The organism is Nonomuraea sp. NPDC049649 (assembly GCF_040675175.1).
Classification (GTDB): Bacteria; Actinomycetota; Actinomycetes; order Streptosporangiales; family Streptosporangiaceae; genus Nonomuraea.
This window is the reverse complement of record NZ_JBFAOH010000056.1, coordinates 19,885-31,350: the sequence shown is the minus strand read 5'-3', so window position 1 is coordinate 31,350 and position 11,466 is coordinate 19,885. Positions and strand designations below refer to the sequence as shown.

The following is an 11,466-nucleotide window of genomic DNA, read 5'->3' as shown; positions in this document are numbered from 1 at the left end:
CGGAAGTTAAGCTTCTCTGCGCCGATGGTACTGCACTCGGGAGGGTGTGGGAGAGTAGGTCGCCGCCGGACAATCTTTGATATGGGAAAGGGCCTCGACGATCATGTCGGGGCCCTTTCCTTTTGCCCTCTTCCGGCCACGGAACGTCGTCGGCGTGTCACATCGGGCTTCATGCCGGCTTCGCGATGAGGGCGAAGCGGTGGTAGCGGAAGCGGAGAGGGCGTCCGGCCTGTGCCTGTTCATGCAGGGCACGCAGGCGAGGCCGATACTTCTCGACATCGAAGTCAGGTACCTGCCACGAGACGACCCGCAGATACATGACGATGGCGCCGACATCGAAGAACTCGGCCCAGCCGGCGCTCTCCGCCCGCCAAGTGACGGCGAAACCGGCCTCGGTGAGATCGATGATGGCCTGCTGCAGGTCCCAATCGTGGTTACGGTGCCGTGGCGCGGCCAAGGCTGCGTTGAGCCCGGCCAAGTCGCGGCCGCTCACTTGCTGGGTGAAGAAGGTTCCGTCCCGGGTGAGGACGCGGCGGACCTCCGCGGCGTCATAGCTGTGGTGACGGTTGACGACGAGCTCGAAGGAAGCGTCCGGAAACGGCAGCATGTCATCGGTGACGCCTGCGACCTCAACTCCAAGGGGCGTGAGACGTTCCCGGGCGACCGGGATGTTCGGCGGGTGTCCCTCGGTAGCGGCGGTGCGGATCGGCAGCGGGGCCAGGGACGCCAGCAGCTCGCCGCCGCCTGTGCCGATGTCGAGCAGGGAAGTCATGCGGCGGATACGTTCCCGTACGAAATCTTCGTAGCTCCACGGCGTGCTTCCGGTGACGAAACGGCCGTGGAAGGCGCCGAAGTCCCAGCCGGTGAAGGGACTGGTGAGCGCTTCGTCTACCAGCGTGTCGAAGTCCACGTCACCATCGTGACGGTGGGAGGCCTCGCGGCGGTAGCGCCTATCAGGGGGTGTGCGGGGTTTGTGCGTGGATTATCAGGGGGCTTCGGCACCTTCGGGAGCATGAGTACGGAGAAGACGAACAAGCAGATCATCGCCATCACCCGCTTCAAGGCCAGCCCGGAGGACACCGAGGAGGTGAAGATCAGGCACGCCGCTCTGGTGTCCGCGGTGCGCTCCGCCGCGCCGGGGCTGGAGGAAGCGCGGCTGGGGCGGACCGAGGACGGCATCTGGGTCGGCGTCTGGCGATGGGACAACGCGGAGAGCATACGGAAGGCGCAAGAGCTGGCGCAGACCCTGCCGGAGGCGAAGGCGGCGTTCGCGCTGGCCTCCGACGTCACCGGCGAGACCATGGAACTACTTCAGGAGTCCTGACTCTGTCCGGAGAGACCGTCGAGGTGTTCCAGGAGCCCTGTCCCTATCCGGCGAGCCCTCACCCCAGCGGGGTGGGGGCTCTTTTCGTCTCTGATACGGGGTGCGGGATCGGGCCGGGGTGGGTGAGGATGGCGGGGTGATCGTGACGTGTTACGGCGGTCCCCGGGATCTGCGGGCCATGCAGGAGCTCGCCGGACGCATCTGGACCCCGCGGGCCCGCTGGCACGCCGGCGACCTGACGTGGGGGCGGCTTCAGCACCTCGGCCGGGAGTCGGACTGGCCGACCATGCTCTGGCGGGCGGAGCGCAGAACCTTCGCGTGGGGCTGGATCGAGTTGCCCGGCCACCTGAACCTGGCGGTCGACCCGGACCGCGCCGAGCTGGCGCACGACGTGCTGCGCTGGTTCGAGGAGATCGTGCCGCCGGGAGAGCGGCAGGTGACGGTCTCCAGCGGGGACCGGCACCTGGTCGCGGCGCTGGAGGAGCGCGGCTACCGGCGGGAGCAGGACGGGCCGTTCCTCGTCCGGATGGTACGGGACCTCGACGTCCTGCCGATCCCCGAGCCGCCTCCCGGGTTCCGGCTGGAAGCGGTGCGTGATGTGCCGGGGCGGGTGGCGGCGCACCGGGCGGCGTTCCATCCGTCATGGGTCACGGAGGAGAGCTACGCCGCCGTCCGGGCGGCCTGGCCGTACCGGGAGGACCTCGACTGGTGCGCTATCGACCCCGACGGCCGCACCGCCGCCTACTGCCTGCTCTGGCTCGACGACCGTCAGGTGGCGCTCATACAGCCCGTGGGCACCGTGCCCGAGCACCGGGGCAAGGGGCTGGCCAAGGCGGTCAGCCTGGCGGCATTGCACGCGGCCCGGGCCGCCGGCGCGAAGCAGGCGGTGGTGGCTCCCCGCGGAGACGACGGCTACCCCGTGCCGGCGCGTCTCTTCAGTGGTCTCGGCTTCGATTACACGGCGAGAAACCTGATCTTCACCGACTGATATCGAATCGTGACTCCCAGTCAGGTGATTACGATCGTGATATGGGCAGACCAGGGAGTCAGGAGGGAGGGGAGAGCTCAATGGTGCCTGAGACGACGGTCACGGCGCGGCCCGCGAGCCGCACCCGGTCGCCCGCGAGGGTCACCCGCACGAGCCCGCCCCGCTCCGACAGCTGCGCGCCCGTCAGCGTCTCACGACCGAGCTTGGCTGACCAGTACGGCGAGAGCGCGCAGTGCGCCGAGCCCGTGACCGGGTCCTCGGGCACCCCGACCCTCGGCGCGAAGAACCGCGAGACGAAATCGGTCTCCGCGCCCGGGGCCGTGACGATGACGCCGCGCGCGTCGATCGTCGCGAGGGCGTCGATGTCGGGCCGCAGGGCGCGGACCGTCTCCGCCGAATCGACCTCGACCAGCAGGTCGAGGTCGCCTTTCGCGACATGTACGGGGGTGACGCCGAGTGCCTTTTCCAATCCTTCCGGAGCTGTGGCGGGCGTCACCTTCTTGGCCGGAAAATCCATCGTGATCATGCCGTCTGTGTGGCGATTCACCGTGAGCGTTCCGCTCGCCGTGGTGAATTCCACTGGCCCCTGTGCCGCGCCCGTCGAATACAGGACGTGCGCCGTGGCGAGGGTGGCGTGCCCGCAGAGCGAGACCTCCACCTTCGGCGTGAACCAGCGCAGCGAGTCCCCCAGCAGGAAGGCGGTCTCCGAGAGATTCAGCTCGGCCGCGACCGCCTGCATCCACGCATCTGACACCCGATCCTCCAGCAGGCACACGCCCGCGGGATTACCCTGGAAAGCTGTGTCGGTGAAGGCGTCGACGATGAACAGGCGCATGGACCGATGCTATAGGGGGTCGGATATCGGGGTGAAACCAGGACGCTAGCCGTACAAAATGGAATTAGTGCTGGGCGTGTCGCATGGCGAACGCGGAATCGTCGGTTACCGTCCAATGTGTCGGGACGTGCCGATTGCGGTGAGTTCCTGAGGAAAGGACAAGCCGATGGGGGCAGTGCGTAAGGTTGCGGGTTACCTGGGCCTGGGCGCGGTTGATCAGTATGACGAGGCTTACGACGACGACGGGCAGTACGAAGAGGAGTACATGCCCGCGACGGAGCGGGCGGCGCGGCGGTGGCGTTCCACCATCGAGTCGTCGCGGATCGTGATGGTCCAGCCGCTCAAGTACAACGACGCACCGTTGATCGGCCAGTATTTTCGTGAGGGCCAGACGGTGATCATGGATGTGACGGGGATGCCGATGCCGGAGGCGACCAGGATGGTCGACTTCGCCGCCGGCCTTGCCTACGGCTGTGAGGGGCGGATCGAGCGCATCGCCGACCGTGTCTTCCTGCTGGCCCCGGCACACGTGGAGATCGAGACCACCTAGCCCGCGTTTCACGACGCGGGCGGGGGGTCTGCGTCGCGGAGAGGGTTGGAAACGGGTTACGCCGCGTGCCGGGGGCACGCGGGCTACCCCATCATGCTGCGGCACCGCATCAGCCCGGACAGGACCACACAAGTAACGGGCCTGGTGAACGGATCGGGCCGCCGCAGACCTGCGAGTGATCGGGCGCGTTGTTAAGAGGACCGCGCGGGGCTGCACGCTCCAGCGTGGTGCCGTACAGGAAGTACGGCGGATCAGCCGAGCGGGCGGCGAGCGATCACGTCGTGGTAGGGGATCGCGCCGCGTGAGTTCCGAGCGACCGCGCCGGGCGCTACGCGGAGCCGCGAGTGGTCGTGCCGCGGAGCCTGCGCGTGCGCGGGTGGGGCGGAGCTGCGAGTGACCGTGCCGTATGCGCGGGTCAGGCTGCGCGGGGGCCGCGGCGGATCAGGCGGGTGAGGTTGGCGGCGTCCTCCGCGGCTTGCTTGGCGCGGCCTTCAGCCTCTCGGGCGTAGGCGTGCAGGGCCCAGACCGCGCCGTCCGCCAGTTCTCTCAGCTCGCTCACCTGTGCTGCCACGTACGCGGCGTCGGAGCGGATGCGCTCGCGGCGCTGCCAGAGCAGCCAGCCGGCCAGCGCGAAAAGGACCACCCCGGCGGCGGCCGTGAGCGGGTGGGTGAGGAAGGCGGCGACCAGGCAGGCCAGCCCGCCGAGGACCAGGAGGCCTGGCGCCCAGGGCGGGCGGGGCTGGGCGAGGGCGGCGGAGGTGATGGCCGCCTCGGCGGTGGCCAGGGACTCCTCGCCGGGGCCTTCCGGGTGGAGTTCGACGCGGTGGCCGAGCAGCGACACGGTGACGGTCGGCGGCGGCTCCAGCCTGCTGTCGGACTCCAGCTCTTCGGCGACGCCGCGCAGGATGGGCGCCGCGACGTGCAGAGCTATCGCCGTCAGGTGGGGGTCGGCGCCGGGGCGCAGGTCGTCGAGGAGGTGGGTGGCGAGCGAGGCCTGCGGTCCGGACGGGCCGCTGAGCCCGATCATGGCGCGGAGCACGGCCAGCGGCTCGTCCTCGGCCCAGGAGCCGGCCGGTGCGGCGCCGGAGTTGACGAGCGGCGCGGTGGAGCCCTGGTCGGCCTGGCGGGCCGAGGTGATCTCCTCGCAGCGGGCCCGCAGCCTGCTGAGCCGGGCGGCGGCCTGGGCGGGCCTGGCCAGCTCCGGGATCTCCGCCATCTCCGGGAAGTCGACGAGCGCGGCGGGCACCACCACGGACGGTTCGCCGGGCACGAGCGCCTGCACCCACTGGTCCGGTTCGGCCTGCTCCTGCACGGCGAGGACGTCGAGCTTGCGCAGCACGAAGATCTTGCCGGCGGGGCCGTAGGCGCCCCGGGCGGCGGCCAGCCAGAGCGCCCGCTGGCCGTGGGTGACGGGCCGGTCGAGTGACAGGTCGCCGAAGGCGGTGCCGAGCCAGGAGGCGTGGATGCGGCTGCCCTGGCCGGCGACGGCCAGCGCGAGGCAGAGGAAGACGGCGGTCTGCTGCTGGTCGCGGCCGGCGGCTCTGCTCAGCGGCTCCAGCGGGTCTTCGCCGGAGAGGATGGCCACCAGCGCTTCGACGGCGGGCGGCAGCCAGTGGCCGGGGATGTCGGTGAAGGCGGGTGGTGCGGGGGGCGCGCTCCCGTTGGCGGCCAGGTGTGCCAGCAATGCCTCGGCGTAGCGCCGTAGCTCGGTCGCTGCCTGGGGGCTCGCAGTCAGGTCCGTGCTCAAGGCAGAGAACTCCCCCATTTCGGCCTCAGTTCATGACCGCGTAAAGCCTAACCCGCTGGGCGCGCCTCCGAGGTGGAGGCGCGCCACGACGAAGGGGGGAACTTTGATCAAATCACCTGTTACATGCGCTCGGGTACGGGGACGCCCAGCAAATCGAGGCCCGTCTCCAGCACGCGGAGGGTCAGCGCGCAGAGCGCCAGCCGGCGTTCGCTGGTCTCCGGGTCGACGCCCTCCTTGATGACCGGGCACTCCTCGAAGAACGTGCTGAACAGGCTGGCCGTCTCGAACACGAACGCGCAGAGCCGGTGCGGCTCGGACAGCGCGGCCACCTGCGCCACCGTCTCGCCGAAGCCGAGCAGGTGGAGGCCGAGCGCCCGCTCGGCAGGCGCGTCGAGCACGATCGGGCCGGTGACGTCCTCGGGCGAGCGGCCCGCCCTGCGGAAGATGGACCGGATCCGGGCCGTGGCGTACTGGACGTAGGGGCCGGTGTTGCCGGTGAAGCCCAGCATGCGGTCGAAGTCGAAGACGTACTCGCTGTCGTGGTTGACCGACAGGTCGGCGTACTTCACCGCGCCCATGCCGACCGCGTGCGCGATCTCCTCGCGGGTGGCCTGGTCGTAGCCGCGGTCGGCGATGGCCGCGGACGCCCGCTCGACCGCCTCGTTGAGCAGCTCCGTCAGCTTGACGGACTCGCCCGAACGGGTCTTGAAGCGGCGGCCGTCCTTGCCCAGCATCATGCCGATCTGGATGTGCTCGGCGGAGACCGTGTCGGGCAGCCAGCCCGCCATCTTGGCGGCGGCGAACACCATCCGGAAGTGGAGCGCCTGGTCGGCGCCGACCACGTAGAGGATCCGGTCGGCCTTGAGGTCGTGGACCCGGTAGCGGATGGCGGCCATGTCGGTGGAGGCGTAGCCGTAGCCGCCGTCGCTCTTGCGGACGATGAGCGGCAGCGGCTTGTCGTCGGAGCCGGTGAAGCCGGGCGGGAACACGCAGAGCGCGCCCTCGCTGATCGTGGCGACGCCGGCGGCCTCCAGATCCTGGCAGGTCTTCTCCAGCATCGGGTTGTACATGCTCTCGCCGGCGATGTCGGCGTCGGTCAGGGTGACGCCGAGCATCTCGTAGACCTTGTTGAAGTAGCGGACGGTGGCGTCCATGAAGACGTGCCACAGCCGCATGGTCTCCGGGTCGCCCGACTGGAGCGTCGTCACCCGTACGCGCGAGCGCTGCTTGAAGTCCTCGTCGCTGTCGAACTTCGCGCGGGCGGCCTGATAGTACTCAGTGCCCTGGCCGGCTTCGAGCTGGGCGACCGCGGCCTCCTCGCCGATGTCGAGGAGGTGCTCGATGAGCATGCCGAACGGGGTGCCCCAGTCGCCCAGGTGGTTCTGCCTGATGACGTGGTTGCCGAGGTGTTCGTGCACCCGGGCCAGGCAGTCGCCGACGATGGTCGTGCGCAGGTGGCCGACGTGCATCTCCTTGGCGGCGTTGGGCGCCGAGTAGTCGATGACGACGGTCTGCGCGGGCGCGATCTCGGTGACGCCGGTGCGCTGGTCCTCGAACATCTCGGTCGCCTGGGAGGCGATCCAGGAGTCGTCGAGCGTGATGTTGAGGAAGCCGGGGCCGCTGACCTCGACCGTGCCCGGGAAGTCGGACAGCTCCGCCTTGATCGCCTCGGCGACCTCCCGCGGGGCCCGTCGCAGTCGCTTGCCCAGGCTCATCGCGACGTTCGCCTGGAAGTCGGCGAACTGAGAGGGCCTGATCAGCGGATCTGCGTCGGCGTGCTCGGCGCCGAACGCGGACGCCAGCGCCTGCTGGACGCGCTCGGCGAGCACTTTCTGCGGGTCGGTCATGCCCTAAGGGTACCGGCGAGTCTCACCGCGATGCCGATGAAGGCGGCGGCCACGAGCGCGATCCCGGCGGCGAGCAGATCGTCGCCGAGCGCGCCCGGGTCGAGTTCGAAGAGCTCTCGCACGTACGGGGTCGCCAGCGCCAGGGCGAACAGCCCGAACATGGCCGCGACCAGCGTCACCCGCCACCGGTTGAGCGGTCTGGCGACCAGGACGAGCACCCACCAGGTGGTGAGGAAGAGCGCGAGCACGGCCGCCGTCCGCCGCTCCGTGAGCGTGCCGTCCGCGGCGGCGAACGCCAGCAGGACCGCGACGGCGCACATCACCCCCGCGGGGACGGCGAACCTGAGCACCCGGGGCACGAACCCGGGCCTGGCCCGCTCCAGCGTGGGCGCCAGCGCCAGGAAGAGGGCGGGCAGGCCGATGGTGACGGCGTTCACCAGCGTCGAGTGGCGGGGCGTGAACGGGAACATCATCCCCGCGACCCCGGTCATCAGCGACAGGACGATGGCGTAGAAGGTCTTGGTGAGGAACAGGCCGGAGACCCGCTCGATGTTGGCCAGCACCCGGCGGCCCTCGTGCACCACGTGCGGCAGCACCGCGAACCGGTTGTCGAGCAGCACGACCTGGGCGACCGCCTTGGTGGCGGGGCTGCCCGCGCCCATCGCGATGCCGAGGTCGGCCTCCTTGAGCGCGAGCACGTCGTTGACGCCGTCGCCGGTCATGGCGACGGTGTGACCGCGCCCGCGCAGCGCGGTGACGAAGAGCCGCTTCTGGCGCGGGGTGACCCGGCCGAAGACGGTGGCGGCGTCGAGCGCCTCGCCGAGCGCCTCCTCGTCCTCCGGGAGCGTGCGGGCGTCCACCGCGCGGTCGGCGCCGGGCACCCGGAGCCCGGCGGCGATGGCGGACACCGAGCGCGGGTCGTCACCGGAGATGATCTTCACGCTGACGCCCTGCCGCGCGAAGTAGTCCAGCGTCTCGCGGGCGTCCGGCCGGACGCGCTGCTTGAGCACGACGAGCGCCACCGCCTCCCCGAAGCACCCGCCGGTCGTGATCGGCCCGCTTTCGTCCGCACGGGCGACTGTGGTGAGCCGGGCAGGTGTGGCGCCGTCGTCCGTACGAAGGTCCGCGCCGGACATGCTCGGCCGGTTCTCATCCGTACGAGCGGGCTGGGGGAGGTGGGACGTGTGGCATAAGGCCAGCACGCGGGCGCCGGTGGCGGCCAGTTCGGCGGCGCGGGCGCACTCCGGGGAGGACGGGTCGAGCAGGACGTCGGGGGCGCCGAGCAGCCAGACGCCGTGCGGGCCGAAGTCGGCGCCGCTCCACTTGCGGGCGGAGGAGAAGGGGACGGTGGCCCGCGGCCGCCAGCGGGCCGCGGGGAAGCGGTCGGCGATGGCGCGGGCGGTGGCGTTCGGGTGGCCGTCGGCGGCGGCCAGGGCGGCGAGCGCGTCGCCCACCGGGCGGTCCTCGCGCAGCGGCAGGACGTGGTCGAGGGTCATGCCGCCCGCGGTGAGCGTGCCGGTCTTGTCGAGGCAGAGCACGTCCACCCGGGCCAGGCCCTCGATGGCGGGCAGTTCCTGGACAAGGCAGCGGTGGCGGGCGAGCCGGACCACCCCCACGGCGAAGGCGATCGAGGTCGTCAGCACCAGGCCCTCGGGGATCATGGTGACGATGCCGGCGACCGCGCCGGTGATGGCGGTGGCGAAGTCGGCGGCGTTGCTCAGCTGGCTGTAGGTGAGCAGGGCGCCGATCGGGATGACCAGCCAGGTGATGTAGCGGATGAACCGGGCGACGCCGTCGCGCAGCTCGGAGCGCGCCAGGTGGAACCGGCTGGCCTCCTCGGCCAGCCTGGCGGCGTACGCGGCGGTGCCGACGGCGGTGGCCCGGAACACGCCGGTCCCGGCGACGGCGAAGCTGCCCGACAGCAGCGGATCGCCCGGCTCCTTGCGCACCGGGTCGGACTCGCCGGTCAGCAGCGACTCGTCGACCTCCAGCCCGTCGGCGGCGAGCACCTCCCCGTCGACGGGCAGCGTGTCGCCGGGGCCGAGCACGATCAGGTCGCCGAGGACCACCTCGTGCGGCGGGACGCGCCGCTCGGCGCCGTCGCGGCGGACGGTCACCGGGCTCTCGCCGACCACGGCCAGCCGGTCCAGCGTGCGCTTGGCCCGCAGCTCCTGGACGACGCCGATCAGCACGTTGGCCACCATGATCAGGCCGAACACGCTGTCCTGCCACTCGCCGAAGATCAGGATGAGCGCCCACAGCACGCCGATGACGAGGTTGAACAGCGTGCAGACGTTCGCCCTGACGATCGCGGCGAGCGACCGGCTGGAGCGCCGCGGCACCACGTTCGGGCTCGCCGCCGCGACCTGCGCGGACGTGAGCCCGTCCAGCGGCACGACTCCGTTCACCGCGAACCCCCCCGGATACGTTCGCTGCCGGAACCGCCTCACCCTACGGGGTTTCAGCGCGATCTGTGGGCGGTTATCCGGTCTCCGATCCGCGTCACCAGCCCGCCCGCCGACAGGTCGGCCGCGAGCCCGCAGGCGGCGCTGACGCCTCTGGCGCGGGAGGCGCCGTGCGCGATGACGACGGTGCCGTTGAGCCCGAGCAGGACCGCGCCTCCGTACTCCTCGGCGTCCAGCCGTTCGCTCAGCTCGCGCAGCCGGGAGCGCTGCATGAAAGCGCCGATGCGGGCCACCCGGCTCTCGGCCACGGCCCGCTTCAGCTCGGCGAAGGCGTAGCGGACGGCGCCCTCCATCGTCTTGAGCGCCACGTTGCCGGTGAACCCGTCGGTGACGATCACGTCGGCCCGGCCGGTCAGCAGGTCGTAGCCCTCGACGTTGCCGGCGAAGCTGAGCCCGGGGGCGGCGCCGAGCAGTTCGTGGGCGCGGCGGGCGAGCTTGTTGCCCTTCTCCGCCTCGCTGCCGATCGTGAGCAGGCCGACCCGGGGTTCGGCGATGCCGAAGGCCAGCTCGGCGTAGGCGGTGCCGAGGTGGCCGAACTGGACCAGCACCTCCGGCTTGACCTCGGCGTTCGCGCCCGCGTCCAGGAGCACGGTGGGGTGCGGGAGGGTGGGCAGCGCGACCGCGAGCGCCGGGCGGAGCACGCCCTGCTGGGCCTTGAGCCGCAGCTTGCCGGTGGCGACGATGCCCGCGGTCGAACCGGCGGAGACCACGGCCGACACGTCGCCGCGGCGCAGCAGGTGACAGGCGACGGCGATGCTGGAGCGGGGCCGGCGCAGGCTGGCCAGCGCGCCCTCGTCCATCGCCAGCGCCTCCTCGGCGCGGACGATCGGGATCTCCTGGGCGGCGTCGTGCTCGGCGAGTGACTCGTACAGCACCCGAGGCGAGCCCACCAGGACGACCGGCAGCCCCCGCTCGCGCACGGCGTGCACGGCGCCCGCCACGATCTCGTGGGGCGCGTGGTCGCCGCCCATGGCGTCGACCGCGATCGGCCTGCTGTCTGGCAATGGTCACCTCGTACGGCGTGTCGTGGCCGTCCGAATGGTAGGCAAGGCCGCCACCAGGCTAACCGGCGGGTGGGGTCAGGCGTCGCCGCTCAGGTTCCAGTCGTGGACGGTGCGGGCCACGATGACCTTGCTGAAGGTGGCCTTGCCGGTCACTCTGATGACCGGGCCGTCGGCGGACGGGGCGCCGCCGGAGACCTGGCGTTTCGCGAACATCGCGCCGACCTCGTCGATGACCTGCGCGTTCGGCGGCACGCGGACGATCATCTTGGCCGCGAACGCGCTGACGGACACGGTGATCTCGCGGCCGGGGAGCACGGCATCCGACAGGTCGACGATGAGCGCGCCGTAGGTGGCCGCCAGATGGGTCTGGCGGGAGGCGATCCAGCGGCCGCGCTTGATCACCTTGCTGAAGACGGCGCTGACCTTCTGCTGCTCCACCGCGGGCGGCGCGGCGGTGGATCGGGTCTCAGGGAGATCTTTCGTGATGGGCGCCAGCTCACCCTGCGTGAGCGCCCGGTAGGTGGCCTCCAAGCGGTCGGCGTGCTCGACACTGGTGAGCCGTCCGCTGGCGTAGGCCTCGTTGAGCACTGCCGCGACCTGGTCTCGGTCGGCGTCGGACGCCCGGAGGGCGGGGTCGTCGGTCACGCCGCCAGTCTAGGTCAAGTCGAGATATGTCGCGAGTGCGAATCTCACAAGTAGCTCATAG

10 protein-coding genes are annotated in these 11,466 nt (G+C 71.0%); 3 read left to right on the top strand and 7 right to left on the bottom strand.

Going from position 1 to position 11,466, the window contains the following annotated elements:
- Positions 1 to 169 precede the first annotated feature (169 nt).
- On the bottom strand, positions 170 to 910 hold the full coding sequence (locus tag AB0J42_RS35200; RefSeq protein ID WP_364302375.1) for a class I SAM-dependent methyltransferase: 741 nt from the start codon (positions 908 to 910) through the stop codon (positions 170 to 172).
- Positions 911 to 1,012: 102 nt separating this feature from the next.
- Between AB0J42_RS35200 and AB0J42_RS35195 the strand changes: the two genes are divergently transcribed.
- Complete coding sequence (locus tag AB0J42_RS35195; protein WP_364302373.1) at positions 1,013 to 1,324, top strand: antibiotic biosynthesis monooxygenase; 312 nt, start codon at positions 1,013 to 1,015, stop codon at positions 1,322 to 1,324.
- 136 nt (positions 1,325 to 1,460) lie between these two features.
- Complete coding sequence (locus AB0J42_RS35190) at positions 1,461 to 2,312, top strand: GNAT family N-acetyltransferase (RefSeq protein WP_364302371.1); 852 nt, start codon at positions 1,461 to 1,463, stop codon at positions 2,310 to 2,312.
- A gap of 58 nt (positions 2,313 to 2,370) precedes the next feature.
- Here AB0J42_RS35190 and AB0J42_RS35185 read toward each other — a convergent pair whose 3' ends face one another.
- Positions 2,371 to 3,147, bottom strand: coding sequence for a PhzF family phenazine biosynthesis protein (locus AB0J42_RS35185; protein ID WP_364302368.1), 777 nt, complete (start codon positions 3,145 to 3,147; stop codon positions 2,371 to 2,373).
- Positions 3,148 to 3,313: 166 nt separating this feature from the next.
- On the opposite strand from AB0J42_RS35185, the gene AB0J42_RS35180 reads away from it, so the two are divergent.
- Complete coding sequence (locus tag AB0J42_RS35180) at positions 3,314 to 3,697, top strand: cell division protein SepF (protein ID WP_364302366.1); 384 nt, start codon at positions 3,314 to 3,316, stop codon at positions 3,695 to 3,697.
- A gap of 415 nt (positions 3,698 to 4,112) precedes the next feature.
- On the opposite strand, the gene AB0J42_RS35175 is transcribed toward AB0J42_RS35180, so the two are convergent.
- The 5 genes from AB0J42_RS35175 to AB0J42_RS35155 form a co-directional block, all read right to left on the bottom strand.
- Positions 4,113 to 5,444, bottom strand: coding sequence for a hypothetical protein (locus tag AB0J42_RS35175; RefSeq protein WP_364302364.1), 1,332 nt, complete (start codon positions 5,442 to 5,444; stop codon positions 4,113 to 4,115).
- 119 nt (positions 5,445 to 5,563) lie between these two features.
- Positions 5,564 to 7,291 carry an arginine--tRNA ligase gene (gene argS / locus AB0J42_RS35170; RefSeq protein WP_364302362.1) on the bottom strand — a complete coding sequence of 576 codons (1,728 nt, stop codon included), beginning with the start codon at positions 7,289 to 7,291 and terminating at the stop codon, positions 5,564 to 5,566.
- Positions 7,288 to 9,699, bottom strand: coding sequence for an HAD-IC family P-type ATPase (locus AB0J42_RS35165; RefSeq protein WP_364302360.1), 2,412 nt, complete (start codon positions 9,697 to 9,699; stop codon positions 7,288 to 7,290). Before AB0J42_RS35165 ends, argS begins: the two co-directional genes overlap by 4 nt.
- A 53-nt stretch (positions 9,700 to 9,752) precedes the next feature.
- On the bottom strand, positions 9,753 to 10,760 hold the full coding sequence (gene plsX / locus AB0J42_RS35160) for a phosphate acyltransferase PlsX (protein ID WP_364302358.1): 1,008 nt from the start codon (positions 10,758 to 10,760) through the stop codon (positions 9,753 to 9,755).
- Positions 10,761 to 10,835: 75 nt separating this feature from the next.
- Complete coding sequence (locus AB0J42_RS35155; protein ID WP_364302356.1) at positions 10,836 to 11,405, bottom strand: DUF1707 domain-containing protein; 570 nt, start codon at positions 11,403 to 11,405, stop codon at positions 10,836 to 10,838.
- Positions 11,406 to 11,466: the final 61 nt, after the last annotated feature.

What these genes read in the sequence shown, in the direction of transcription:
- AB0J42_RS35195 (WP_364302373.1), top strand. Translation starts at nt 1,013, where the DNA reads ATGAGTACGGAGAAGACGAACAAGCAGATCATCGCCATCACCCGCTTC.
- AB0J42_RS35185 (WP_364302368.1), bottom strand. Translation starts at nt 3,147, where the DNA reads ATGCGCCTGTTCATCGTCGACGCCTTCACCGACACAGCTTTCCAGGGT.
- AB0J42_RS35180 (WP_364302366.1), top strand. Translation starts at nt 3,314, where the DNA reads ATGGGGGCAGTGCGTAAGGTTGCGGGTTACCTGGGCCTGGGCGCGGTT.
- argS (WP_364302362.1), bottom strand. Translation starts at nt 7,291, where the DNA reads ATGACCGACCCGCAGAAAGTGCTCGCCGAGCGCGTCCAGCAGGCGCTG.